At 42.9% G+C, this 24,571-nt stretch carries 26 protein-coding genes, 1 tRNA gene and 3 pseudogenes; 14 read left to right on the plus strand and 16 right to left on the minus strand.

Translation table 11 applies throughout. The annotated features are described in order from the left end of the window. Positions 1–293 precede the first annotated feature (293 nt). The 5 genes from PSBA01_RS12100 (at position 294) to PSBA01_RS12120 (ending at position 3,173) form a co-directional block, all read left to right on the plus strand. On the plus strand, positions 294–794 hold the full coding sequence (locus PSBA01_RS12100; RefSeq protein WP_186474513.1) for a hypothetical protein: 501 nt from the start codon (positions 294–296) through the stop codon (positions 792–794). A 73-nt stretch (positions 795–867) separates the two neighbouring features. After that, on the plus strand, positions 868–1,701 hold the full coding sequence (locus tag PSBA01_RS12105) for a hypothetical protein (protein WP_186474514.1): 834 nt from the start codon (positions 868–870) through the stop codon (positions 1,699–1,701). A gap of 70 nt (positions 1,702–1,771) precedes the next feature. Then, a tRNA-Arg gene (locus PSBA01_RS12110) sits at positions 1,772–1,847 on the plus strand. A 166-nt stretch (positions 1,848–2,013) separates the two neighbouring features. Beyond that, positions 2,014–2,448, plus strand: coding sequence for a tyrosine-type recombinase/integrase (locus tag PSBA01_RS12115; RefSeq protein WP_228724585.1), 435 nt, complete (start codon positions 2,014–2,016; stop codon positions 2,446–2,448). Positions 2,449–2,645: 197 nt separating this feature from the next. Continuing rightward, a complete protein-coding gene (locus tag PSBA01_RS12120; protein ID WP_186474516.1) occupies positions 2,646–3,173 on the plus strand; it encodes a hypothetical protein in 528 nt (175 codons plus the stop codon). Between the two features lie 130 nt (positions 3,174–3,303). Here the strand turns inward: PSBA01_RS12120 and PSBA01_RS12125 are convergent, their stop codons facing one another. The 9 genes from PSBA01_RS12125 to PSBA01_RS12165 form a co-directional block, all read right to left on the minus strand. Beyond that, entirely contained in the window at positions 3,304–3,813 is a 510-nt protein-coding gene (locus PSBA01_RS12125; protein WP_186474518.1) for a hypothetical protein, read from the minus strand. Then, complete coding sequence (locus PSBA01_RS12130) at positions 3,810–5,402, minus strand: DUF637 domain-containing protein (protein ID WP_186474520.1); 1,593 nt, start codon at positions 5,400–5,402, stop codon at positions 3,810–3,812. The genes PSBA01_RS12125 and PSBA01_RS12130 overlap by 4 nt, the downstream gene beginning before the upstream one ends. A 177-nt stretch (positions 5,403–5,579) precedes the next feature. Continuing rightward, complete coding sequence (locus tag PSBA01_RS12135) at positions 5,580–6,065, minus strand: DUF305 domain-containing protein (protein WP_058025818.1); 486 nt, start codon at positions 6,063–6,065, stop codon at positions 5,580–5,582. A gap of 27 nt (positions 6,066–6,092) precedes the next feature. Next, a complete protein-coding gene (locus PSBA01_RS12140; RefSeq protein WP_186474522.1) occupies positions 6,093–7,055 on the minus strand; it encodes a copper resistance protein B in 963 nt (320 codons plus the stop codon). A gap of 25 nt (positions 7,056–7,080) precedes the next feature. After that, entirely contained in the window at positions 7,081–8,781 is a 1,701-nt protein-coding gene (locus PSBA01_RS12145; RefSeq protein WP_286708314.1) for a copper resistance system multicopper oxidase, read from the minus strand. 222 nt (positions 8,782–9,003) lie between these two features. Further along, complete coding sequence (locus tag PSBA01_RS12150; protein ID WP_186474523.1) at positions 9,004–9,645, minus strand: DUF411 domain-containing protein; 642 nt, start codon at positions 9,643–9,645, stop codon at positions 9,004–9,006. A gap of 135 nt (positions 9,646–9,780) precedes the next feature. Beyond that, the gene (locus tag PSBA01_RS12155) at positions 9,781–10,374 is read right to left on the minus strand and encodes a c-type cytochrome (RefSeq protein WP_186474524.1); all 594 of its coding nucleotides are present in this window, start codon (positions 10,372–10,374) and stop codon (positions 9,781–9,783) included. A gap of 86 nt (positions 10,375–10,460) precedes the next feature. Then, complete coding sequence (locus PSBA01_RS12160) at positions 10,461–10,739, minus strand: hypothetical protein (protein ID WP_071001531.1); 279 nt, start codon at positions 10,737–10,739, stop codon at positions 10,461–10,463. 173 nt (positions 10,740–10,912) lie between these two features. After that, positions 10,913–11,197, minus strand: coding sequence for a hypothetical protein (locus PSBA01_RS12165; RefSeq protein WP_186474525.1), 285 nt, complete (start codon positions 11,195–11,197; stop codon positions 10,913–10,915). A 383-nt stretch (positions 11,198–11,580) separates the two neighbouring features. On the opposite strand from PSBA01_RS12165, the gene PSBA01_RS12170 reads away from it, so the two are divergent. The 3 genes and pseudogenes from PSBA01_RS12170 to PSBA01_RS12180 all read left to right on the plus strand — a co-directional run. Beyond that, a complete protein-coding gene (locus PSBA01_RS12170; protein ID WP_075107096.1) occupies positions 11,581–12,303 on the plus strand; it encodes a heavy metal response regulator transcription factor in 723 nt (240 codons plus the stop codon). Further along, complete coding sequence (locus tag PSBA01_RS12175) at positions 12,266–13,774, plus strand: ATP-binding protein (protein ID WP_228724586.1); 1,509 nt, start codon at positions 12,266–12,268, stop codon at positions 13,772–13,774. The genes PSBA01_RS12170 and PSBA01_RS12175 overlap by 38 nt, the downstream gene beginning before the upstream one ends. Positions 13,775–13,929: 155 nt before the next feature. Beyond that, a pseudogene (locus PSBA01_RS12180) lies at positions 13,930–14,070 on the plus strand (IS3 family transposase); the annotation flags it as partial. A 10-nt stretch (positions 14,071–14,080) separates the two neighbouring features. On the opposite strand, the pseudogene PSBA01_RS12185 reads toward PSBA01_RS12180, so the two are convergent. Then, positions 14,081–14,227: pseudogene (locus tag PSBA01_RS12185) on the minus strand (IS3 family transposase); the annotation flags it as partial. A 246-nt stretch (positions 14,228–14,473) separates the two neighbouring features. Here PSBA01_RS12185 and pqqA point away from each other — a divergent pair. The 6 genes from pqqA to PSBA01_RS12215 all read left to right on the plus strand — a co-directional run bounded on the left by pqqA (position 14,474) and on the right by PSBA01_RS12215 (position 18,827). Then, on the plus strand, positions 14,474–14,548 hold the full coding sequence (gene pqqA, locus PSBA01_RS12190; RefSeq protein WP_075107140.1) for a pyrroloquinoline quinone precursor peptide PqqA: 75 nt from the start codon (positions 14,474–14,476) through the stop codon (positions 14,546–14,548). Between the two features lie 79 nt (positions 14,549–14,627). Next, positions 14,628–15,539 (plus strand): pyrroloquinoline quinone biosynthesis protein PqqB, encoded by a 912-nt coding sequence (gene pqqB, locus PSBA01_RS12195; protein ID WP_186474526.1) that lies wholly within the window; start codon positions 14,628–14,630, stop codon positions 15,537–15,539. 21 nt (positions 15,540–15,560) lie between these two features. Then, complete coding sequence (gene pqqC / locus PSBA01_RS12200) at positions 15,561–16,328, plus strand: pyrroloquinoline-quinone synthase PqqC (protein ID WP_416383504.1); 768 nt, start codon at positions 15,561–15,563, stop codon at positions 16,326–16,328. Continuing rightward, positions 16,325–16,621, plus strand: coding sequence for a pyrroloquinoline quinone biosynthesis peptide chaperone PqqD (gene pqqD, locus PSBA01_RS12205; protein WP_093070872.1), 297 nt, complete (start codon positions 16,325–16,327; stop codon positions 16,619–16,621). The genes pqqC and pqqD overlap by 4 nt, the downstream gene beginning before the upstream one ends. Then, positions 16,618–17,775 (plus strand): pyrroloquinoline quinone biosynthesis protein PqqE, encoded by a 1,158-nt coding sequence (gene pqqE, locus PSBA01_RS12210; protein WP_186474527.1) that lies wholly within the window; start codon positions 16,618–16,620, stop codon positions 17,773–17,775. Before pqqD ends, pqqE begins: the two co-directional genes overlap by 4 nt. A gap of 2 nt (positions 17,776–17,777) precedes the next feature. After that, entirely contained in the window at positions 17,778–18,827 is a 1,050-nt protein-coding gene (locus tag PSBA01_RS12215; protein WP_186474528.1) for a dipeptidase, read from the plus strand. 478 nt (positions 18,828–19,305) lie between these two features. Here PSBA01_RS12215 and PSBA01_RS12220 read toward each other — a convergent pair. The 6 genes and pseudogenes from PSBA01_RS12220 to PSBA01_RS12245 form a co-directional block, all read right to left on the minus strand. Further along, positions 19,306–19,886, minus strand: a pseudogene (locus tag PSBA01_RS12220) (IS1595 family transposase). Between the two features lie 45 nt (positions 19,887–19,931). After that, positions 19,932–20,786 (minus strand): SDR family NAD(P)-dependent oxidoreductase, encoded by an 855-nt coding sequence (locus PSBA01_RS12225; RefSeq protein WP_186474529.1) that lies wholly within the window; start codon positions 20,784–20,786, stop codon positions 19,932–19,934. Between the two features lie 286 nt (positions 20,787–21,072). Continuing rightward, a complete protein-coding gene (locus PSBA01_RS12230) occupies positions 21,073–22,200 on the minus strand; it encodes a M14 family metallopeptidase (RefSeq protein WP_071001524.1) in 1,128 nt (375 codons plus the stop codon). A 323-nt stretch (positions 22,201–22,523) separates the two neighbouring features. Beyond that, entirely contained in the window at positions 22,524–23,348 is an 825-nt protein-coding gene (locus tag PSBA01_RS12235; RefSeq protein WP_186474531.1) for a DODA-type extradiol aromatic ring-opening family dioxygenase, read from the minus strand. A gap of 136 nt (positions 23,349–23,484) precedes the next feature. Then, positions 23,485–23,937, minus strand: coding sequence for a DoxX family protein (locus tag PSBA01_RS12240; RefSeq protein WP_186474533.1), 453 nt, complete (start codon positions 23,935–23,937; stop codon positions 23,485–23,487). 194 nt (positions 23,938–24,131) lie between these two features. Next, a complete protein-coding gene (locus PSBA01_RS12245) occupies positions 24,132–24,554 on the minus strand; it encodes an acetyl-CoA carboxylase biotin carboxyl carrier protein (protein WP_228724587.1) in 423 nt (140 codons plus the stop codon). Between the last annotated feature and the right edge of the window lie 17 nt (positions 24,555–24,571).

Consider the following 24,571-nt stretch of genomic DNA (forward strand, 5'->3'; position numbering starts at 1 on the left):
CCGAATTGATACTCATCAATACATCTTTGGCAGTCGTCACTGTAGTGCATTTCTGCTAGCATTATATGATGTACAATACGCTTTTATAAGCCACGTATATGCTCTGTCAGTGTGCCACTGATATTCGATGTTTACCAGTATAGATATCAGTATTATACTATCTTGCGACATCTAATGTCGCTTTGTGGCACTGCTTATAATTATGATAATAAAATATACATTGCCGCTCTTTTAAGTTATTTTCTATACCTTATCTAGACCTAATATCCATTATCACGAGATGATTTAACATTATGCCTTTGCGTCCTATTGATGCCGTCTTTGTTCATCCGAAACAACGTTTATACGTTGTTTACTATCGTGGTGAGCTATGGCAATTACCGCGTATGAAAATCGATGATAAATCATGGCAAAACAGACGTCCTTATACTGACGATAGTAGCTCCCTTTATCTGAGCATTCACCAAGCCATCAGCGATCCTGTATTGGCACAAAAATTACGTACATTAGATTTGCCTATTGCAGTGCGTGGTAGCACCTTATCACGTTTTGAAGCGTGGTGGGAGGCGCATGGGTTTAAATGGCTAAAAGACAAGCTTATGATCGGTCAGTCGCCATTGGCTGCACATCAAGCGACAGCCTATGCAAAAGCGATTGATAGCCAGCCTGCCTCGCTTAGTAATAACCGTACTGAGAATAAAACCCCAGCGTCTATGTCTTCTTTTGTGAATACAGATGTGTTTGCAGAGATGCTGACTGAGTTAACCAATGAAGTATTCGATCAAAAGCTTTGACGCAAGCCATATATCACCTATAGTGTCTTATGTAAATTTTGAACTGAATCCATTAATAAAAGAGCGGTAATATATGAAAGACTACAAGCTGCTACTGGCTGGGCTAATTTTATTGCTGCTAGCAATTTTTATCGCTCTGATTGCGTGGTTGTGGACCCACAATCGTAAAAGTATAGATCCGCTACCTATCATGGCAAGTGAGAATGAACCTAAAGCTGCCAAAGGCGATAAGACTGCCAAAACTGTGCCTGATAGCATCCTGTATGTCCGTGCAGCAAAAAGCCTGCAAGTGCCATTGGACGATATCATTGTCAGTTTTGAATCTCGTTATCCTCATATTCAAGTGTTAGCAAGCTATGTGGCACCAAACACACTTTTAACCTTATTAGATAATGATATCAATGCTAACAACGACAGCGACGCCGCTTTTAATACAGACATCATTATCGCAAATGATAGGCTATCGGCAGAACGTCTCGCGCAACTACAAGCAAAGCTGACAGCGTCTCAACACCAAGATAACCAGAGTAAGGCAAACGCCAATACAGTTATTACAGAGGATGAAACCGATAGCGAAAATACTGATAGTGAAAATGCTAATAGTGAACAGGCAGCTACCGAGAACGATAATAAAGAGGCACGTACACTAACCTCCTTTAATTATGCCTTGAAAGACAAGCAAGAACTCGAAGGCGTTATTTTGACAGACCGTACGGTTGCCGTTAGTTTTCGCAACTTCTTACTCTCAAGTACGGGCCAAGGTATTTTAGAGAAATACGATTATTATAATATTAATGGTTATAAGAATAGCGTAAACGACTTGTTTCAACCAACATCACGGACAAAAAAAGAATCAGGCGATAATCCAGTAGATGTCGCTGATGCTCTTAGCAATGGAGATAAATGACAAATTGCCTCTATTTGTCTTTTGTTGATTGCTTTTATGACTGCTTTTTCCTACAATGTCACCCCATAATGCGCCTATAGCTCAACAGGATAGAGCAGTTGCCTCCTAAGCGATCGATCGGGGTTCGAGTCCCTGTGGGCGCACCACATGAATATACTAAAATACCCCTTAACGCCCCTCCAACAAGGCTTTTAGGGGTTTTTTATTGTCCAAACCTTGCTTTATATACCCATAATTACCCCCTGCTTACTGTAAAAATGGTAAAAAACTGTCAAGCCCCTTACCAATACTCAAGTCGATAAGGCTAAGCCTTTGGATAAACCCTATACCTTAAACGATGGCGGTGGTCTTTATTTACATATCAGTAAGGCCGGCACAAAAACATGGCGTATTGACTATACGACACCTATCACAAGAAAGCGTGTCACAGTAACACTAGGTGAATACCCAGAGATCACTTTAGCAGCTGCAAGACAGATGCGGACTGATATTAAGTATCATCTTGCTAACGGTGATGATCCACGCGATACCAAAAGAGATGAAGAGCGCAAGCAATTGCTTAAGTCTAAAAATACATTCGCTATGGTTGCTGAAGAGTACAGGGGCCGCAAGACTCATATAGCCCCCTATACTATCAAAAATAACTATATGAAGCTGAAACGGCTAAATGCATACCTTGGCATCATGCCTATAACTGATATCAAGCCCATGGATGTATTAGAAGTTTGCAGATCAGCTGAGGCGTAAGGATATATTGAGACAGCGGTAAAGATGCGCTTAAAAGTTTATTATGTCCTAACTATTACGTTAATTTCTAATAAAGATATTACTGATTGAAAGATAAAAAGGTAAACTATAAACGTCAAATTTTTACCAACGAATGTTTTTAAAAAATGATGAAAGACTACGACTATTAATTGAACGGATTCTACTGAGGATAAGTGATGAAGTGGACTGTGTTGGTGTGTGCGTTACCGTTGTTGACCGCTTGTATAAGCATGAAAAATGTCAAAGAGTTACCAAGCGAGCTGATCTATCAGCCACCTGTGCCAGGGGAGAGCGCAACGATTATGGGTAAAATGGAGCCGCGACATACCAAGCTCGTTGGTGATCGTATCGCTTATATCATGGAGATTGATGGTAAGCGCGTACCTAAAGATAAAAAGGAAAGTTACAGCGACACTTGGGACAATGTCTATCCGCTTACTATAGGCGAACACACAATGACCGTTACTTATCGTATGGCAGGGCACTATACTAAACCGACTAAACTTAGCTTCACCGCTGAGGCCAATAGGAACTATCAGTTAGACTTTGTCACTGACATTGGTACGGCATGGTTTAGTGGAGATAGCTACGCTGATATTTGGATTAAGGATAAAGCAACAGGTCAGCCCGTAACGGAAGTGGTACGAACTGCGCCACCACCTGCACCGAGGACTATTTCTTATCCGATTATTATCAATAATTGATTTAGAGAATTGTTAGAAGTAACTCTGGTATTTGATCAGAGTTACTTACGATGTTTTTGCACTGTTAAGTAAGTAATGGTATACAAGCTATAGGTTAGATGTCACCATTTCAACCTTACTTAAGGGTGGTTTAAGACGCTCTAGAATTTAAACGCTTAAGATAGGCTTTACGACATTGACTAGAATCTGTCCAAGATACACGTACAAATAGATAGTTAATTATACCTTTACCTAATACAGTATAATCCTTATTTTCTTGATTAATAATAAGGTTATATTGATCATAGCAATATTCCTGCTTGTTAGAATCTTTTGTAAGTATTTTTTTCCAAATTTTTTGATCAGTGATATTTTGCATTAATTGATGAACAGTTATTTGAGTTGGATTTTCATAAACTTTGACTGCAGACCTAACCACATCTTTTGATCTCTCAGTATTCCGATCTGGAGTAGGAAGCCCTTTAGTCACATCATCTAGTAATGAGGTGACTTCTTGCATTGATGGCCTGTCTTCTCTTGACGGCGTTTCACCACCAAACCCGATAGACCCGTCTATATAAAACGTCCACCAAATCAGTAAAAAAAGCGATATCACCCCTGTAATAAAAACGGTTCTTACAATAGAGATCACATTTTTCATTTCTTAATGCCTAACAAGGTTAGCACTTGCTGCCGTTTTTGTGCAGATACTTGGACCATGTTACCACCATTCACCCCAACTTGACTGGAACCTATGCCGTAAGTAAATACCTTATCCTTTGATTTGGTATATATACCACCCAAACAAGCACCATGACATATAATCCCGCCTACAGAACTACCTTTAATCACTTCGTCAATATCAGATGCCTCCATTCCACCCCCTAAAATACTGCCAAAGTTCACAGATGCTGACACACCTACAGGTCGAGTTACCTTACCATTAGATGTTGAGACTGCCTTTGCTAATTCACTTATATTCAAATTAATACCGACTTCTGGTACAACTGAATAGTAAGTTTGCCCATTCTTATTTATTTTCTCAACACCAGTAACCCACATGTTACCATTTTTGTTGTTGATGACTACTGTATAGCCTACCATACCGGCATTAAAGCTAACGATCGTCATATCGTTATAATATTCATGTACCGCTGCAATGTTGTCAGGAAGCCTTTTTATAGCTTCAAGCTCTTTTTTAGAAAAATTAGGGTCTCTAATATCTTCATTAGGGAACCACATCTCGAGTTCTTGAAGACTATTGTTCTCAACTGCAGTTCCGGCACTATTGGCTGCTATATCTACATCAACACCTGCTAACATGGCTATAGTACCCGCGGATAATTTAGCAGCGTTAGTAATTTTTGATATTTGTTCAGGAGACAAGTTGCCTTCTGCGCCCAATTCAACCATATAATCACCAACCATTTCACCAACGATGGCACCTAAGGCTCCAGCATCACAGTTTTGATTCTTAGCTTTAGCGGATAAACAACCTACACCTCCAGCTGCCAACTTATGAGCAAGAGCATCCGCAAAGTCATCACCTTCAAAGCTTTTTACAAACTTTCCAAATGTTTCAGCGGCAACTACATCAACTAACGCGCCACGTAAACTATTCCTTAAAGCTTCTTCAAAACTAGCACCATTGAGTGCCGCTTCAGCAACGGCTTGAGTAACGCCTCTACCAATACCTTTAGCTAAGTTCTCTGAAAAGCTATAGTCAGGGCTACCTGTAAGACCTAGCTTAGCTCCCACACCTGCCGTTAACGCTGCGGTTGCCATACTACGAACCGTTGCGCTACTTGCCAGTTGATTAAGTGTTTTATTAATATCACCCTTATTATTAATCAAAGAGACCGAGGCTTGCGCAGCAAGGCTTGAAAATGCAGCAGTTGATGCTGTGCCCATTGTGCCTGTTGTGCCTGTTGTGCCTGTTGTGCCTGTAAGTGTTGCACCCATACCAGCAGCGCCACCAGCACCACTGGTTGCTATAGTCACAGCAATAGCGATTAACGCTGCCGCCCCTGGTGTCAATCCTTCTTGGGTATAGTTCCAATTCTTTTGAATCAGATCAACTTGTACCCAATTGATATCGTTATCTTTATCCAGTGCCGCCAAATACTCATAACCCGGTTGTTTAGAAAGATTAAGGGCGATCTTTCCTAGCTCTTCTTGGCTTTTTTGAATAGCGGCTTTGGCTTTATTATTAGCATCAACAGTAACTTCAACTGGCACAGCTACTGTCACGCCACCTGGTGAAGTGATCGTTGGGACCTGATTAAACTTAGGCAACGAGGCCGTTGTTACCTTCTGGCACTTTGTCGTATTTACTACTTGTGATATGCGCTTGCTTGGCCACATGTTTCATAAAAACGACTCCTTAAGGACAATGTGTAAAGGTTCAAACAGCGATATCAATACCCTTTATTCCAGCTCATCAATCAACTGCTTCATTTCATCAATTTCACGCTTTTGTGCTTTTATAATATCGTCAGCAAGCTGCTGCACACGCGGATCTTCAATATCAGCACGACTACTGGTGAGAATAGCAATCGAGTGATGCGGTATCATGGCCTGCATCCAATCGACTTGATTAACCGTTGCTTGCGATCTCACGCCCCAAATGCCGACAGCAAACATCAATACGCTCAGACCGTAAATCATCAAGTTAATCTTGGTCTTCTTATACATATTAGTCATAAATGCCAACATGACGACTGCCATACCGGCACCCATGTAGAGCGCCATATAAGCCCTGGTTTCACTAAAGTAAATGTGATCCCACTGGTAGGTATTGAAGTACATCATGATATACATCACAATCGTAGACGTCACAATCATCAGGGTGAACTTTACATAAGGGTTCATGCCCTGCTGATGATTCATGTTGTTTTGATCTGAAGCATTCATAGTATATCTCCTATTATTTTAATAATATTAAAACCAGAATTTAACCCCCGTTGTCAAACTACTGCTATCAACCGATTCATTATGTTGACGTCGTTGACCACGAGCCTTGCCAAGCGCTGTCTCATAACTCATACCGATGTAAGGCGCGAGTTGGCGACTGAATGTCTCATAAGTAAGCCTGACCTCAGTTTCCATCTCATTAAAGCCCTTGGTAATGTCATTATCATGGTCATCTTTACTAAAGGCAGTCAACCCCACCTCCGGTATAACTACCCAATGCTGATCCAAACGCCACTCGTATTCTGCGCCCAAATCAAGACGAAGTTGACCATCGGTATATAAGTACGCCCTAGCGTCCGTTTCGATAAAATATGGCGCGGTACCGACAATACCTGCCATCACTGCAGATTTGTCGTTTTCAGTATCGTAAGCGACACCGGCCTCACCGTTCCAAAAGATACTCAGTGGTTTCCAATAAGCGAGCGAGCTCAAGCTATCGATTTCTTTATCATCTTTGGTCTGAGCACTACCTTCGGTACGTAGCCTTATACGATTACTATCCGTACCGTACCAACCCGTCGCTTCGAAGTTGATTTGATCGTCATCAAACTGATAGCCCAAGTCGTCTACTGACACTCCCCATAACGGCATGCTGCCCATCATCATTGGCTTACCATACTGCCCGTAGGGAACCCCATTTGAATAGTCTGGACTACGAGCATCGGCTGGTGGTTCACCACCTTGCATACCAGACATATCCATACTGCTATGATCCATGCCAGACATGTCCATACCGCTGTGATCCATACCAGACATATCCATACCGCTGTGATCCATACCAGACATATCCATACCGCTGTGATCCATACCAGACATATCCATACCGCTGTGATCCATATGAGACGTTTCAGCAGCTGTTGCAAGCGATGATGCGAACAAAAATAACGATGACAAACCAATGAATGGCAGATTTTTCTTAGATGTTTTCATAATAAGCCTCATATCCAAAAGGTTGTTAAACGACGGCAACTTCTCTGAACATGCCGGCTTCCATGTGGTATAGCAGATGGCAATGCCAAGCCCATCGTCCAACTTCACCCGTCACATCAAAGCTAATCTTTTGCGCAGGTTGAACCACAATCGTATGCTTACGTACCTGAAAATTTCCTGATGGCGTGCGCAAATCACTCCACATTCCATGCAAATGCATAGGATGATTCATCATCGTATCATTCACTAAAGTAATGCGTACACGCTCATTAGGCTTAATATTTACAGGCGTTGCATCTTTAAACATAACCCCATCTAATGCCCAGATATAACGCTCCATATTTCCAGTTAGATGTATTTCAATCTCTCTGGTAGGCTTACGCTGCTCTGCTAGCACTTGCTCATCAACAGAGCGAAGCTGATCATAAGTTAATACCTTTCTATCAATATTACGCAGATTGATACCCGGATCATCAAGGTTCATACGTGGATTGTCTACGCGCATATCTGATTTAAAGTCATATTCGGTCTTAGCATGCTTTGCTTTGTAGCCTTTATCTCCCATCGCACCCATCATGTCAGCCATAGTTAACCACTCAATACTATCCATAGCAGGTATCGCAGCACGTGCGCCTTTTTTGGTAGCAAGTGTAGTGGCAACATAGCCTGATCGGTCAATATTTTGGGCGAATATGGTATGCGCTTCTTTGGTTGGTGTTACGATGACATCATAAGTTTCAGCCACCCCAATGCGGAAATCATCAATTGCAACGGGTGCGACATCAATACCATCGGTTGCCACTACAGTCATTTTGAGACCAGGTATGCGCACATCAAAGATGGTTTGTGCTGAGGCATTGATAAAGCGCAGTTTAACAGGCTGTCCTGCTTTCACTAACTGCGTCCAATTGGCGGCTGTCGTCTTACCATTCATCAGGTACGTAAAGGTCTTTTCACCAGATAGATCGGTAAAATCCGTTGGCATCATGCGCATCTGATTCCACATTTTGCGCTTGTCATAAGCGGCTTCTAGATCTGTTGCGGCAATATCAGATAGTAGCTTTTTGAAATCTGGCAAGTGGTAGTTATCAAAGTCAGCGCGCTGTTTGAGCAGCTTCAATAGATTGTGCGGATCGCGGTGCGTCCAATCACTCAGCACGATCACATGGTCTTCTGCGACTGGGTGACGCTCACGGCCTTTTGGCTCAATGACAATAGCACCACGCATACCGGTTTGTTCTTGAAAGCCACTGTGTGAGTGATACCAATAGGTGCCTGATTGTTTAAGTTTGAATTTATAAGTAAAGGTACTGTTCGCGGGAATACCATCGAAGCTGATGCCTGGTACGCCATCCATCTCAAAAGGTACGAGCAGACCATGCCAGTGAATAGAGGTCGACTCATTCATCTGATTATGGACACGGATGGTGACAGTCTCGCCCTCTTGCATCTTTAGCGTTGGCGCTGGTAGCGAGTCATTAATCAGTGTCGCTATACTCGACTTGCCATTGACGGTAATCGGCTTTTTGCTGACATAAAGGTCAAACTCATTACCGGTTAAGATGGGTACGATATGGTCGGCTTTGTCACTATTGACGGCGACGTTTTGTTGACCTTTACCGAGCGCACTATTGGCAATAGACGGTAGGGTGGACAACATGGATGCCCCTAACAAGGTAGAAGATCCTGTCAAAAAACGCCTGCGGTTAAGCATAGTTTTGTTCATAATAATTTACCTGATTTATATCCATAAAGTGAGAGTTGAGTCTATATTTATCAGCTAAGTCTATGCCTTTGGCCGCTTATTAATAGAGCTTTATAAGCTATAGTCAATCAATATTAAAAGTGGTACAAGGCAGACGAGTGCAAGTACTACAGTAGTAGGCTAAACGAGTCTAACGCTGTAACACTTTAATAGTGGTTCGACTATATTTAAACGATAACCAAGCTAGATTTGCTGCTGCGGTGTGTCAATAGTTGCATAAACAGCTGTTGACCCATCTTTATTTAGTTGCATCACTTTGTAAGGCATAAATTTGTCTTGATATTCCATACCTGGGCTGCCAACAGGCATACTAGGTACGGCAAGACCGATTGCATCACGTGGCGGATTCTTTATGAACTGCGCCATATACTTAGCAGGCACATGACCTTCAAAAACGTAGCCATCGGTAGTTACTGTAGTATGGCAAGAGCGCATTTGCTGGGGTACGCTATAACGGTCTTTAAATAACGATACATCTTCAACATTTTGAGCAGTTGCATTTAAGCCATAACCTTCAGCATGACTAACCCACTCTTTACAACAACCACAATTGGCATCTTTATAAACAGTGGCTGAAACATTGTGCAAAACCGCTGATTGAGTGTTTGAATGAACGCTAGCGGGTGCTGTTTTGCTTTCTAGCTTCACCTCTGATGTACTTTGCGTAGCACTGGCTGATTCATTTGCAGGCTTTGATTCAGCTGCAATATTAGGCTGACTGCAAGCAGCTATCGTTAATGATAATGGTAAAACAGCCATTTTTGTAAGTATATGACTTGATATAAGACTATTTGTATTCATATATCTATTGATATAGCCTCTCATAAAATCACTCCTAAGCGCCTATCTAGCGATCAATCTATAAGCATTGAAGCCATAATATTGACCAAGTTATACCGATAAATTTTAAAACTTAAATCATAAAAACAGCACTATGCAGCACTGTATATTCATGAATACTCAATGCTGCATATCAGACTCATTACCTGACATGCCCATATCACTATCAAACGACATATTTAGCGTTTCATCATCTAGCCGAGTCGTTAACATCGTGTAGTGGTTTTTGTTCAAATCCGGTAGCGATCTGATAAAAGCTATCATTGCCCACATCCTATCATCATCATGAGAAGCACCCCATGCGGGCATACCTGATGCCATAATGCCGTGTTTTATTGCCCAAAAACCTTTTTTGGCACCGTCTTCACTTTGGTATCGTTTAACGACATCTGCGTCAGTAAAATTTGGTGGTTGTGGATACAGTCCTTTACTCAGGTCTGTACCCGCGACTCCCGGCGACAAGTGACAACCAGCACACATCTCTTTGTAATCTGCGCCACCTGAACTGATCATTTCTGCCTTTTGTAAGTCTGGCACCAAAATATCTTTACTGGCATGTTCAATTGAACGACTACGTGCTGTCTCTAAAAAGTTATAGACTAAGGGGCTATGGGCTTGATCAGCACCGATATTTATCACGCCGCTAGTTATTACAATAAAAATACCTATCATGATGATACAGACGGTAAAAAGTATTCCTAATAAAAACTTCATAGGTCTGTCCTAAAAATCCATTTTTATTCCTATCCGCTTATTGCTCGACCACCTTGTCCAACAACATCAAAACGCTATAAACATCTTTAAGAATCATTTTTGCTAGGGATACAATGTTTTTGGTACATCTGCTTCATTTTGCTCATATTGGTCATCATAGCTTTCATGGCCGGATCGTTCATATCCATTTTGCTATGATCCATTTCCTTCATCATTTGCATGTGCTTTGCTATTTTTTCGCAATTCATTTGGTCTTTTTCGGCATGCATTTTTGGATCGTGTGCCAGTGCAGAGGTTGAAACGACCAAGGCTACAGCAGCTGCTACGATTGATTGAGACAGTGGCATTGATTTAAAAAGTGACATAACTCATCCTTGATTGGCTATGAAGTCAGTAGGACTTCAGAATATTAAGTTACCTTAGAGCATACTGTAGCGATTCTGACACAGAGATGACTGTTAGATTACAATTCTGTCATCTTATTATTTATGGTTTTTAATGTTGTCAGTAATCCTTTAGTATGACATCAGAGCTGATATTACTTATCGCTACCATATTTGTTGATGAAGTACTTTTCAGACTGTAGATGTTGATCTTTGTGTTCAATCTCACAAGCCACTCTTGCATCGATATAGCTTTTCATTTGTGAATTTGAGAGCTGAGCATCGTTATGATCCAAGTTTTTTGCAAACTCAGTCACAGCGTCGCAGTTATTGATGATTGAAGTGCTTAGATCAGTCGTATGCGCATTAGCAGTAGTAATCCCGATGAGCGCCGAGACTGATAGCAGTACTACTTTTTTAAATGAGCCGTGAATCTTCATATAAAACCTCTTTTGTAAGTTATTTAAATTGATTACCGATAAAAATAATTCATCGTATAGTAAAGCCCAAATAAAACTGATATAGCATCACAAACACACTCGATTAAATACTATTTTCCTTGCTTGCTGTGACTTCGTCTTTTGATGCTGCGAAAAATAGCCTTTAATCTCGTTGTGTCATTTTTAAATTGACTTGACTATAGCTAAGTATTGGATAGTAGCTAGGTATTGGAAACGAGCACCTATATACCGTTTATATAGATTAGCAAAATAAAACTGACAGTTTGATTACGAGCACATGACATCTTTGTCAGCTACCAATCAATGCTGTCACTTGTGCTGGTTAGAACGTTAGACAATCTTGATCGTATTGAGGAATTACAATGAAAGTACTGCTGGTAGAAGATGAGTTGAAACTTGGCGAATATATAAAAAAGGGCTTAACCGAAGCTGGGTTTATTGTGGATCATCATCTAACAGGCCTAGATGGCTATCACGCATTGATGACTGAAGAATTTAGCGTGATACTGATGGATGTCATGCTACCGGATGTTAGTGGCTTTGAGCTGGTGCGTAATTACCGAGCGGCAGGTAAGCATACTCCCGTGCTATTTTTAACGGCAAAAGATGACTTGAGTGACAAGATAAAAGGGATTGAGATTGGTGGCGATGATTATTTAACCAAGCCGTTTGCGTTTGCAGAATTGGTAGTCAGAATAAAAAGCTTATTGCGACGTGCCAATCAAACCGATTATCAAAGTACGATTATACAAATAGCGGATCTCAAGATGGACATTGCCAAGCGCACGGTGCATAGAGGAGTGAAGCCTATTAAGCTTACGGCAAAGGAGTTCTCGTTATTACAGTTTTTATTAGAGCGCCGTGGTGAAGTGCTTCCACGCTCAGTCATCGCCTCGCAAGTATGGGATATGAATTTTGAAAATGATACGAACGTGATTGATGTGGCGATAAGACGTCTGCGCATAAAGATAGACGATGACCATGAGGCAAAGCTGATTCATACGGTGCGTGGGATGGGCTACCGGTTAGAGGCTATCGATACAGCGCTTGATAGCAATCAATCTGACGACACTGGCACTATTTAATATAAAACATCGATTAGATAATCGACGCTTGCCTCTACTGTGGCGCACCGTTTTTCTACTCACGGTATTCGTGATTATCTCTCAAGTGATTATTTATGCGTGGGTGCAACGTTCTGTTAGTGGGCACTTTGAACAAATGGACTCTGAGATTCTCACGCATGCAGCTTTTAACCTGCGCAGAAGCATCAATAATGTTGATGCTCAGATAAAGTCAGCAGCAGCTTCAAAATCTCAGTCATTAATTGGCGCCAATCATCTACATTCTTCTCAGCGTGATTATGACTTAAAGACTGTCATCGCAAATAAAAACGGTACGCTATTATCTAGCGATCCAACCAGCTTTGCCAACGACCTACCTTCAGATTTCAGCTTGCCACAATTGTGGCAAGTCTATCGTGATCAACAATTCACGGTTGAGATAAAAAATAGAAATTACCGAGCCATCATCATCGAACACCAAGAGTTGTTGGCACTTATTGCCCTCCCCATCGATGTCCATCACCACTATCTCATCCATTTTAATCGTCAGCTTAGTATGATTTTATTCGCGATCACCTTACTACTGGTGTCAGTAGCTGCATTCAGTGTGTACTGGGGGTTTGCACCTTTAGCCACTATCGTACAAAAAATGAAAAGAATTAACCCTGAAAGACTGGATGAAAGAATAACCGTCAGTGATATGCCTTTAGAGCTACGATCACTAGCACAATCTTATAATTCGATGATGGTCAAACTTGAGAGTAACTTTGAATCTTTATCTCGGTTTTCAGATAATATTGCCCATGAACTCCGTACCCCAATAGCGACGCTTAGTACGCAAACGCAAGTCATGTTGAATAAGCCAAGAGATGGCAATGAATACATTGAGCAGCTACATCATCAACATGACACGTTAGAGCAGCTATCGGCTATGATTAATAATATGTTGCTGCTGGCAAAAACTCAAAAAGGCTTAAGCGACACGCAAATTGGTAATGTAAATACTGAGCGCTTAATGACTAAGCTCGTTGACTACTATGAAATGCTGGCCGAGGATCGTGAGATCACTTTTGAAAAATGGGGTGAATTTGTGACAGTATTAGGTGATGAAGGTTTGCTTCAGCGATTATTTGCTAATCTGCTGTCAAATGCCATCTATTACGCTGCGAGTGCCAGTACTATCACAGTATCAGCTACCATCATTACCTCAGGCATCGGCCTTGATGGTTCAAAAGAAGAGGCTCTAGCCGCAAAACAACGATTGTTAAAAATCGTCCTAACTAATCGCTTAGACAAACCACTAGAGCAGAGTGAAGCTGAAAAGCTGTTTGAACGATTCTATCGTCATGATAAGACAAGCAGTCAACATTTAGGGACAGGACTAGGATTGTCTATTGTTCGGGCTATCGTTCATGCCCATAAAGGCAAAGTAAATATTGCTATCAAAGATGAGTATTATTTTGAGGTCACTGTAGAGTTATTGCTGGCCTAGTATTGACTATCTTCTATGACGCTTGGATTTTATGAACTTTAAAGACCGATGAATTAATAGAATGTTAAGATAGTAATAACAGTACCCTAGTGAGGACTTGAATATTGAACCGCCCCGGGATTGTCGGAGACTCAACGCTCCAAGAGAATACGACAATGAAAACACGAAACTATACCCCTGAAATGAAAGAGCGCGCCGTCTGTATACTAATTGAAACTAAAGACGACTACCCATCCACTTGGTCAGCCATCAAAGCCATAGCGCCAAAGATAGGTTGCACGCCTGAGACCCTACGATGAGGCAAGTGGGCACAGCAAGCTTTTGCGGTTTGTCTCGCTTAATACGGCGTTTAGGCTTTATTCTAAGGTTTAATTCAAGCTCACGGTAGATGCGATAAACACGTTTATGGTTATAAGGCAGTCCCAGTACATTTCTTAGATATAAGAAGCACAGCTTAACGTCAACAATTTATTCAACCAAAAATATCTTGCTGGCGAAAATTTTTTTGGATTAACGTATGGCGAGCCTTTAAATGTAGCCGGTAGAGTGACTTATCACTTTTAGTCTAAATATTAGAGTGTGTTGAGTTTGAAAGTTAACATCTAACAAATTGACATTCAGGGTCGGCTTATAATACCATTGATAATTACTTTCATTCATCTCAACGATGGTCCTATAATAATTTTTTGGAGCAATCCCATGCAGTGGACTAAACCCGCTTTTCAAGACATCCGTATCGGTTTCGAAATCACTATGTATTTTGAAGCACGCTAAAAACTCATAGACCTGAATACATTAAAAGCCCTAGATGATTAGGGCTTTTACTTTTTTTGACATTTGGAAATATTGCGCTATGTATATTCACGTTTTAGGCTCAGCAGCGGGCGGCGGTTTTCCGCAGTGGAACTGTAACTGCGAAAACTGCCACGGCGTACGCCAAGGCACCATTGAAGCAAAGACCCGTACCCAGTCCTCGATCGCCATATCAGAAAATGGTGTTGACTGGATTTTGTTTAACGCTTCACCAGACATTCGCCAGCAGCTATTTGACTTTAAAGCGGCGCAGCCAGCGCGTCAATTGCGAGACACGGGCATCACCGATGTGGTATTGATGGACAGTCAGCTTGACCACACCACGGGATTGTTGACCCTACGTGAAGGCTGCCCCATCTCTGTTTGGTGTACAGACATGGTGCATGAAGATCTCAGCACAGGATTTCCGCTCTTTAATATGCTAAAGCACTGGAATGGCGGTCTACAATATAATCAAATCGATCCAAAGCAAAGCTTTCAAATTGACGGTTACAGCAATTTAGAGCTAACGCCTTTGGTCATTAGAAGCTCAGCGCCGCCGTACTCACCGCATCGTAACGACCCTCATGATGGCGATAATATCGCGCTGATTGTGAAAGATTTAAAAACACAAAAGCAGCTGTTTTACGCCCCAGGGCTAGGCAAAATTGATGACGAAGTGATGCAAATCATGAAGGCGTCTGATTGCGTGATGATTGACGGGACGCTATGGACAGACAACGAGATGCAAGAGCGCGGCGTTGGCACTAAAACGGGCCAAGACATGGGGCATCTGCACATCAGTGGTGACGATGGCTCACTGCATTATCTCGATCAGCTCGATAACGCGCGTAAGGTGCTTATTCATATTAATAACACCAACCCGATATTGAACGAGCAATCAGAGCAAGCGGCGACATTAAAACAGCACGGCGTTGAAGTGGCGTTCGATGGTATGCAGATAGAACTGTAAGACACACGGTAAGGCAATCCTATGACAACAATAACAGAAGACAATATCGCCTTAAGCCCAGAAGCGTTTGAACAAGCGATTATGGCAAAAGGTCAGTATTATCATATCCACCATCCTTTTCATATCATGATGCACGAAGGGCGCGCGACGCAGCAGCAAATCCAAGCGTGGGTCGCCAATCGGTTTTATTACCAAATCAATATCCCGCTAAAAGACGCGGCGATTATGGCGAACTGTCCCGATCAACGCGTGCGCCAAGAGTGGATTCAGCGGATGATTGACCAAGACGGCGTGTATCCTGATGGCGGCGGGCGCGAAGCATGGCTCGGTCTGGCGGAAGCGGTTGGCCTGACACGTGAGCAGGTGATTTCGGAAGAATTGGTATTACCCGGTGTGCGTTTTGCTGTTGATGCTTATGTGAACTTTGCGCGCCGTACCTCATGGCGTGAGGCCGCTAGTAGCTCATTGACCGAGCTGTTTGCCCCGCAGATTCACCAGTCGCGCTTAGAGTCTTGGCCCAAGCACTATCCTTGGATTAAAGAAGAAGGCTATACCTATTTTCGCTCGCGCCTCAGCCAAGCGCGCCGTGATGTTGAGCATGGCCTGACCATTACCCTAGACTCATTCAGAACGGCAGAGCAGCAAGAACGCATGCTTGAGATATTACAATTTAAACTCGATATTTTGTGGACGATCTTGGATGCCTTGAGCCTCGCTTATGTCCATGACCAAGCGCCTTATCAAAGCGTCACCACAGATAATGTCTGGCATAAAGGATTGTTTAAATGAGTATCCCTACTAGTTTACCTGAGCTGGATCAATCGCTGGTTCCCACATGGCGTCATGGCTATCGCTTTCAGTTTGAGCCAGCGCAAGACGCGTATGTCCTGCTCTACCCTGAGGGGATGATAAAACTCAATGACAGCGCCAGTATCATTGGACAACATATCGATGGCACCGCATCGGTTGCTGATATTATCCAAAAGGTGCAAGCCATGTTTGGCGACGTGCCTGAAATCGAGCAAGACATTATCGAATATATGCTGGTCGCCCAGCGTGAACATTGGATTGATTTAGTATGACTGCACCCGTCGGACTGCCGCTATGGTTACTCGCTGAGTTGACCTATCGCTGCCCCTTACAATGCCCGTATTGCTCCAACCCCATTGATTATGCTCAGTATAAAGAAGAGCTGACGACAGCGGAATGGTTTGATGTGTTTGATCAAGCGCGGCAAATGGGCGCGGTGCAGCTGGGGTTTTCGGGTGGTGAGCCGCTGGTGCGTCAAGACCTAGAAGAACTGGTCGCTTATGCGCACAAGCAAGGTTTTTATACTAACCTCATTACTTCAGGTATGGGACTGACTGAAGCACGCATTGCCAGTCTAAAAGAAGCAGGCCTACAGCATATTCAGATCAGCTTCCAGGCCAGTGATCCATCGGTGAACAATGCATTGGCAGGTTCAAAACATGCTTTTGAGCAAAAGTATGAGATGTCACGTCTGGTCAAACAATACGACTATCCGATGGTGCTTAACTTTGTGATTCATCGGCAAAATATCGACCAGATTGACCAGATTATTGATCTGTGTTTAGAGCTGGAAGCGGATACGGTTGAATTGGCTATCTGCCAGTTTTATGGTTGGGCGTTTGCAAATATCGAAGGCCTACTACCGACCAAAGAGCAAGTGGTCAGAGCCGAACGCATCACCAATGAATATCGCAAAAAAATCGAAGCACGTGGTATCAAATGCAAACTCATTTTTGTGGTGCCTGATTACTATGAAGAGCGCCCAAAAGCGTGTATGGATGGCTGGGGTAAGATTTTCTTGACCGTGGCACCTGATGGCGCCGCGCTTCCCTGTCATGCTGCCAGACAACTGCCCATATCCTTTCCCAATGTCAGGCAGACGCCATTAAAAGACATCTGGTATGACTCAGACAGTTTCAATCACTTTCGCGGTGATGACTGGATGCCTGACATGTGCCAAAGCTGCCCTGATAAAGAGCGCGATTATGGCGGCTGCCGTTGCCAAGCGTTTATGCTGACGGGCGATGCCAAAAACGCCGATCCTGTGTGCGGCAAATCGCCTTATCACTACCTGATCGAGGAAGCACGTATTAATAGCGAGACGCCAACTCCGTTTGAAGATCTGCGCTTTAGGAACCCTAAAAATTCTAAACGATTAAGTATGAGTCAAGAGCAACTGATTCCCACGCGTATGGTCACGGATTAATGATGAATAACCAGCCTATAATTTTTGATGGTCATAATGATCTGTTAACCCGTCTATGGCTAAGCTCTGCTGACGATCCGGTGCATGATTTTATTTATGGCACACTACCGGGACATTTAGATTTAAAGCGTTGCCGACGAGCAAGATGGATGGGCGGCTTGTTTTCTATTTTCTTACCGCCCTACGCTTATGTGAAAAACAACCATCCTGATAAGTTATCCAACCCATCAAACTCAGACTTCACTTCGCAAGAAATCATTGATATTTGCTGCGCGCAACTAGAACTTGCCCAGCAATTGCAGGCGCGATCAAACGGTCAGATTCAGATCTGTACGTCTATGGCACAAATTCAAGCCTGTCAGCAGAATCAGCAACTGGCCATCGTTTTGCATCTTGAAGGCGCTGAGTTTTTGGCTATTGAGCCTGACTTGCTGGATGTGTTTTATGAATCAGGACTCAGAAGTATTGGCCCACTGTGGAATAGAAAAAGCCTATTTGGTGATGGTTTAAATGCGTCTTTTCCGCATTCGCCAGACACAGGCTCTGGTCTAACCCGTGAAGGTAAAGAACTTATTTTGGCGTGTCGTGACAAGCATATGCTGATTGATGTGTCGCATATGAACGAGCGCGCGTTTTGGGATACGTTAGAGATTGCCGATCAGCCGATTGTCGCAACGCATTCCAATGCGCACGCCTTATGCGCGCAAGCAAGAAACCTGACTGATCGACAACTGGCTGCCATTAAACAAAATGGTGGTCTGGTTGGGGTGAACTTCGACGTGGCATTTCTACGTGCGGATGGGCAGCGAGATACGCAGACCTCACTTGATGTGATTGTCGATCATCTTGCTTATCTGATAGACCATCTAGGCGAAGATCACGTTGGATTTGGCTCTGATTTCGATGGTTGTCTATTACCTGATGAATTGTCTGATATCAGTCAAATCTCTAAGCTGATTGAGCGGATGCAACAACGTCACTTCTCTGATGCGCTTATTGAAAAGATCACGTCAAAGAATTGGTTTAGGGTGTTGGATGAGATATGGGAGTGATGGTTTATATCTTTGGATACCACGAAATAAAATATCTATATCGATGCGTATTGCTCTAAGAGTTGGATATAGTCGAACCACTATTAAAGTGTTACAGCGTTAGACTCGTTTAGCCTACTACTGTAGTACTTGCACTCGTCTGCCTTGTACCACTTTTAATATTGGTTGACTATAACGGGTATGAATTTTTCCTGACTCCCAAGGTGCTTTTTCATACTATTTACTATTAAAAATATAAAGCCTAACTGATTACCTTAGGCTCTATGATAAAAATCATCGAGCGTTAAGCCTCATTTTCATCGGTCAAGTACCACTCCATAAACTCATAGAAGCTATCCCAATGCGGTAATGTACCGTCCGCTAGTTGCTGTAGCTGTCCCATCTGAAAATCCCATACACTGTCATCTTCTATATTGTACAGATATCCCCCTTCACCTTCGCCTGTACTAAATAAAATGTAAGGGGCTGTCCTAGATAACTAGTTCAAACCCTGTTTAATCCATTGTTTTAATTGTAGTAATTGCGACTTTGGGTCACTGTGATTAAAACGCCACTCACATTCCTTTAAATAGAGGTGAAAATGCTCTTTTGGAACCCCGTTAAACTTGCGTAGATGCCGTTTAGCTTGGTTCCAGAAGTTCTCTATACCATTAATATGATTCTTGTCATTAACAAAGGTTTTGGAGTGGTTGATGAGATAATGAGTAAACTCACTGACATCTAATGCGTTATAGCTTTTAAATGAGTCAGTATAAACAATGCTATCAGGCTTCACTTACGCTTTAATAGGCCAAACACGGGCACTTTGCTACCAGCACCTCGCCCTCGCTTGCCTTTACGAGTGCCACCAAAGTATGATTCATCTACTTCGATTTCGCCTTCAAATAGACCAGGGTCTTGACTATTCTCGTAAATAAGCACTCGTAGCCTATGAAAGTAATAACTGGCTGTGGTTTTATTAACACCAATTAGGCTTGCTGCTGTTCTCGCGGTAGAACCGGCAACAAATAGCTCGATGAGTCTGTTTTGTTTATACCAACTTAGTTTACTCTTTCTCATAGTACTATCCTAAATAATTTTACTTATCTAGGACAGCCCCTATTTTTAATATAACGACTGTAACACCTGCTGTGTTTGGCTTTCTAGCTCTGAAATGGCTTCTTTGTCTAACGCATCGGCATGCGGTTGGCCAAATTCGCCCCTAGCATCGCCATGTGTACCATCTTTGATATCGTTGTCAAAGTATTTACCCGTGTCGTCCGCGAACTCGTCCGAGACAGCCAATGCCGTTAAGATATTTGCGCCTTTATCTGCTGATGACCAGTGATGACCGTAGGCTTCATCAACCATCTTGGTGTTCAGCAGTGAGCCTGGGTTAACAGCGATCACATTGATACCATCGCTAGCGACTCTATCTGCCAAATCCATACTCCACATCGTGAGCGCCAGCTTACTTTGCGCATAGGCAGCTTTGTCATCGAGACGCTCTTGTCCTACAAATGCCTTATATGATATTGGAGCTTGAGCAGCCGAGCTCAGATTTACGATACGCGCTTTATTAGATTGCTTGAGTAACGGTAATAAAGCATTGGTCAGCTCATAAGGCGCTAGGTAATTGACCACAAAGCGTACGTCCAAACCATCTTTAGTTATCGCTGATGCCGTGGTATAAATCCCTGCGTTGTTTATCAATACATCCAGCTTTGGTAGCTTTTCATTGACGTCTGTGGCCATCTTGAGTACATCTGTTAAGTCAGAGAAATCAGCGACAAATCCATCAATATGATCTACCGCATCGCCTGTTGCCCCTGCTTGAACTTCTGCAATGACGCTGGCAAGTTTGTCAGCATCGCGGCCATGCAGGTACACTTGATGCCCAGCCTCTGCTAGCTTTAAAGCAGCCAACTTACCAATGCCATCTGTGCTACCGGTAATTAAAATTGTTTTAGTTTTACTCATGATTGCAACCATCCTGATTATTTAACTTATGGTTATATTATTAGGTACACGCTACATTTTATCCGCCGTCATGGTATCCATTGTTATGAAAGTGTTGTACTTCATACAGCCACTATTGATCATTTTTCAGTATTATTTTAAAAGTGGCGAACGCTTTATATAATTGTTTACTATAGGAAAATCATAACTATACACATAAATATCTGATAAATAAAAAACGCTAGTAAGTGAGTACTTACTAGCGTTTGAACAACGACTGTCTATCTAAATCTTCAGTTAGCGTCAATTAACGTAAATCGTCAACGACGGCTAGCATGGCGATAAGCGATGCTTCCCCTAACTGAATAGAACGCTCTGGTGACCAGCCCATCTCTGTATCAGGTAGATTATCGTTGTCTTTAAATGGCATCTCTAACGTATTGGCAAGACAATCAAAACGCTCAGCGACCCAATGGGTTGCAAGCGTCATGTTCGCCTCACCTGGCGCATCAATCTCATAGCCGACCTCGGTCTGAAAATCGGCATTGGCTAATTTCAATGCGTCTGAAAACCGATCACGTAGATGTGCGAGGCGCTCATTATAACTCGGCGTGCCTTGAGAGCCCGCAAGGAATGCATACGGCAATGCTTCATCGCCATGCACATCATAAAACAGATCAACGCCCGTCTCTTCCATCTTCTTAATCACATAAAACACTTCAGGGCTTTTGTCCAAGCTTGGACTTGCCCACTCACGGTTTAGGTTCGTACCTGCGGCGTTCGTACGTAGATGACCGCGTACACTGCCATCAGGATTCATATTGGGCACAATATAGAAATTGGCTTTATCTAATAATAGCCTGCTATTGGCATTGTCGCTGTCTAACAAGCTATAGAGTAAACCTTCGACCAGCCATTCCGCCATCGTTTCACCCGGATGCTGACGCGCAGTGATCCAAATATTGCGTTTATTAGTATCGCCATCACCAATTTTGACCAAAGTCAAATCACGCTTATCCAGCGTGTCACCCAAATGCTCTAGCGTCACTAGCGGATGTGTCTGTACAGCGGCTAATAAATCTTGATGACGCTCATAGCTATAAGGGGCAAAATAAGCAATTTGAATGGTCTCGCACGCCAGCTCTGCCACGATGGTTAATTTGCCATCTTGGTAAGAAGTAGGCAAACGAAACCAATGCTGACGATCGTAGGAAGCGACTGCTTGATAATTCTCCCACCCTTCGAGATAGGAAGCCTCACCTGCATTCATAATATTGAGAACGTACTTCCCTCCAACCTCGCCAGAGAGACGGAAGTTAAACCATTGAAAAAATTCTTCGCCAACGTCTGGACGAATGGCGAGCTGAATATTATTTTTATCTTCTATATTAAGTACGTCAATATTACCTGCGTCAAAATTGGCAGTGATACGCATGATCGCTCCTTGATGGGTTGTGATGAGTGGATTTGATAAGCTCAATTGAGGCATAAAGACATATGATAGTCTGTTTTATGCTAGATATGGGCCAATCTAATACAGTAGAACCTCAATAAAATTGATACAGCATAGGAAACGCGCTCGATTAAACGCTACTTTTCTTGCTTGCTGTGACTGCGTCTCCAGAGGCTGCGAAAAATAGCGTTTAATCTTGCTATACCATTTTTATAATGGTTTCACTATACAGTAGCGTATTATTTTATTGGTCATCACGCCCTCTTTTTCAAGTGATCAGCTGAATGGCGCTCTCTACTTGGACTTTATCCAAACTGAAAAGCAGATAGCTGCGTTTTTAGCACTTGCTCAGAGTAAATTTTATCCCCTTTATCATTGCCTGCTGCACCTGCTGCCACCATCAGCGGTAGCAAATGCTCCTCTGCGCCTAATGGATGTGAGGCTGTTGCATAAGGGGCTTTTGACCAGTTAGCCAGTGCTGACCATCGCGTCTCCCAATCCGCTGCGACAGTATCGGTCAGCCAGTCGTCAAAAACTTCAGACGGTGCGGTGAAGTTTGCATCACCATAGCCGCGCATATTATGAAAACTCATACCGCTACCGATGATCAACACCCCTTCTTGGCGTAATGATTGCAGGGCTTGACCTGCTGCCAGATGCGCTTCTGGGTCGAGATCATTACGTAGTGACATCTGTACCACGGGAATATCTGCCTCAGGGAACATTACCTTTAACGGTATAAAGACGCCGTGATCAAATCCACGCGCCGCATCTTGCTCATTTGGAATGCCTGCCGCTGTCAGCAGATTACTGACTCGCTCAGACAACGCGGGCGCACCTGATGCCGGGTAAGCCAAATCATAAGTATGCTCAGGAAAGCCATAATAATCGTAAATCAGATCAGGTTTTGCGCCAGAGGTGATACGAAATTCAGGCGTCTGCCAATGGCCGCTAATGATCAAGATAGCCTTTGGACGCTCAGGTAATCGAGTGGTAATGCTCGCTAAAAAACTTGCCATACCGTCCCATGTATCCGCAGGTTGCCAATCCATAAAAAAACAAGGTCCTGCGCCATGCGGTATAAAGAATACAGGCAGGCTTACTGCCCTATTAGATGCGTATATGCTCATCACTTTCTCCTTGTCACTTTTATAAGATGTTTTTATTGGTTGATATAAAGCGGTTAACGTGAGTCATGACGATCTTGAAGGTGACACTTTTTTAGTGTTACTGATAGCCATTAAAGGTAACTATTACACAATCCGCTTAAGCTCGCCCTAGATTTTTTGATAATACCTTATCCATACTTATCGCACCGCCACCTTGTACCACCAGTGCCAGCAGCGCCACCATCAAGGTCAATGCATATTCGTAGCCGCCATTGGCAATGAATAAGCCACTACCGATATGGACAGAAAAAATAGCAACTAACATCGTAAAAGCGGCGACCAATGCTGCAGGTCTCGTTAATAATCCTAATACTAACGCAAGACCACCAAAAAACTCAGCACCGCCTGCTAAGATAGCCATCAGGTAGCCGGGCTCCAACCCTATACTGCTCAACCAGCCTGCCGTACCTGCCAGCCCATTGCCGCCGAACCAGCCAAATAGCTTTTGCGCGCCATGTGCCATCAAAATTAGGCCCACAGGTACACGAAGGATTAAGGCAGCAGTGCCAGCTTTCGATGTTAAAACTCTATTGAATAATGTGGATTGCATTGATGAGTACTCCATAACGTAGTAGTAAGATAAAGTGTTTAGATATTGGTATAAACATACTTTACTATCATCGTTACAGAAGAGTAAGCCAAGTTATATTGAATAATTATCAACGTAATGTTGTTAATTGATTAGGTATAAACCTTAATAAGTGTGGAAAAAACACAGACAAAATGCCATCGCAGTATGACTCATTAATGTATTATTACATCCAAAATAGGCTGGCCATATTCCACACCGATCCCATCCTCAACCCCTATAGCACTGACGATACCGTCATGCTCGCTCACGACAGGGAGCAGGCGCGTCAGCTCTTCAATAAAGCAAACGGTTTGACCTTTTTCAATACGATCGCCTTTTTTCACGAGGTTATCCGTCACGGCGTCAGCACTTAGATGCACGATACCCACATGTGTGGCACGCACTTGCGCAGACTCATTGCTATCATCTTCAGCGAGGTTGTCACCGTTGTCTGCTTTAAATGGTGGACGATGGCGCTGCGAATAAATAGCATTAACCACTTTGATTGACTGACCACCCTCTACGACCGTCATTTCATGCAATTGACTACGCTCGAAGAGCTTGACCACTCGCTCGACTTGTTCGATATCCATCATATTCTCCTTATATTATA

The sequence above is a fragment of the Psychrobacter sp. KCTC 72983 genome (assembly GCF_014280455.1).
GTDB classification, from domain to species: Bacteria; Pseudomonadota; Gammaproteobacteria; order Pseudomonadales; family Moraxellaceae; genus Psychrobacter; species Psychrobacter pacificensis.

What these genes read in the sequence shown, in the direction of transcription:
- PSBA01_RS12100 (WP_186474513.1), top strand. Translation starts at nt 294, where the DNA reads ATGCCTTTGCGTCCTATTGATGCCGTCTTTGTTCATCCGAAACAACGT.
- PSBA01_RS12105 (WP_186474514.1), top strand. Translation starts at nt 868, where the DNA reads ATGAAAGACTACAAGCTGCTACTGGCTGGGCTAATTTTATTGCTGCTA.
- PSBA01_RS12120 (WP_186474516.1), top strand. Translation starts at nt 2,646, where the DNA reads ATGAAGTGGACTGTGTTGGTGTGTGCGTTACCGTTGTTGACCGCTTGT.
- PSBA01_RS12125 (WP_186474518.1), bottom strand. Translation starts at nt 3,813, where the DNA reads ATGAAAAATGTGATCTCTATTGTAAGAACCGTTTTTATTACAGGGGTG.
- PSBA01_RS12135 (WP_058025818.1), bottom strand. Translation starts at nt 6,065, where the DNA reads ATGAATGCTTCAGATCAAAACAACATGAATCATCAGCAGGGCATGAAC.
- PSBA01_RS12140 (WP_186474522.1), bottom strand. Translation starts at nt 7,055, where the DNA reads ATGAAAACATCTAAGAAAAATCTGCCATTCATTGGTTTGTCATCGTTA.
- PSBA01_RS12145 (WP_286708314.1), bottom strand. Translation starts at nt 8,781, where the DNA reads ATGAACAAAACTATGCTTAACCGCAGGCGTTTTTTGACAGGATCTTCT.
- PSBA01_RS12150 (WP_186474523.1), bottom strand. Translation starts at nt 9,645, where the DNA reads ATGAGAGGCTATATCAATAGATATATGAATACAAATAGTCTTATATCA.
- PSBA01_RS12155 (WP_186474524.1), bottom strand. Translation starts at nt 10,374, where the DNA reads ATGAAGTTTTTATTAGGAATACTTTTTACCGTCTGTATCATCATGATA.
- PSBA01_RS12160 (WP_071001531.1), bottom strand. Translation starts at nt 10,739, where the DNA reads ATGTCACTTTTTAAATCAATGCCACTGTCTCAATCAATCGTAGCAGCT.
- PSBA01_RS12165 (WP_186474525.1), bottom strand. Translation starts at nt 11,197, where the DNA reads ATGAAGATTCACGGCTCATTTAAAAAAGTAGTACTGCTATCAGTCTCG.
- PSBA01_RS12170 (WP_075107096.1), top strand. Translation starts at nt 11,581, where the DNA reads ATGAAAGTACTGCTGGTAGAAGATGAGTTGAAACTTGGCGAATATATA.
- pqqB (WP_186474526.1), top strand. Translation starts at nt 14,628, where the DNA reads ATGTATATTCACGTTTTAGGCTCAGCAGCGGGCGGCGGTTTTCCGCAG.
- pqqC (WP_416383504.1), top strand. Translation starts at nt 15,561, where the DNA reads ATGACAACAATAACAGAAGACAATATCGCCTTAAGCCCAGAAGCGTTT.
- pqqD (WP_093070872.1), top strand. Translation starts at nt 16,325, where the DNA reads ATGAGTATCCCTACTAGTTTACCTGAGCTGGATCAATCGCTGGTTCCC.
- pqqE (WP_186474527.1), top strand. Translation starts at nt 16,618, where the DNA reads ATGACTGCACCCGTCGGACTGCCGCTATGGTTACTCGCTGAGTTGACC.
- PSBA01_RS12215 (WP_186474528.1), top strand. Translation starts at nt 17,778, where the DNA reads ATGAATAACCAGCCTATAATTTTTGATGGTCATAATGATCTGTTAACC.
- PSBA01_RS12225 (WP_186474529.1), bottom strand. Translation starts at nt 20,786, where the DNA reads ATGAGTAAAACTAAAACAATTTTAATTACCGGTAGCACAGATGGCATT.
- PSBA01_RS12230 (WP_071001524.1), bottom strand. Translation starts at nt 22,200, where the DNA reads ATGCGTATCACTGCCAATTTTGACGCAGGTAATATTGACGTACTTAAT.
- PSBA01_RS12235 (WP_186474531.1), bottom strand. Translation starts at nt 23,348, where the DNA reads ATGAGCATATACGCATCTAATAGGGCAGTAAGCCTGCCTGTATTCTTT.
- PSBA01_RS12240 (WP_186474533.1), bottom strand. Translation starts at nt 23,937, where the DNA reads ATGCAATCCACATTATTCAATAGAGTTTTAACATCGAAAGCTGGCACT.
- PSBA01_RS12245 (WP_228724587.1), bottom strand. Translation starts at nt 24,554, where the DNA reads ATGATGGATATCGAACAAGTCGAGCGAGTGGTCAAGCTCTTCGAGCGT.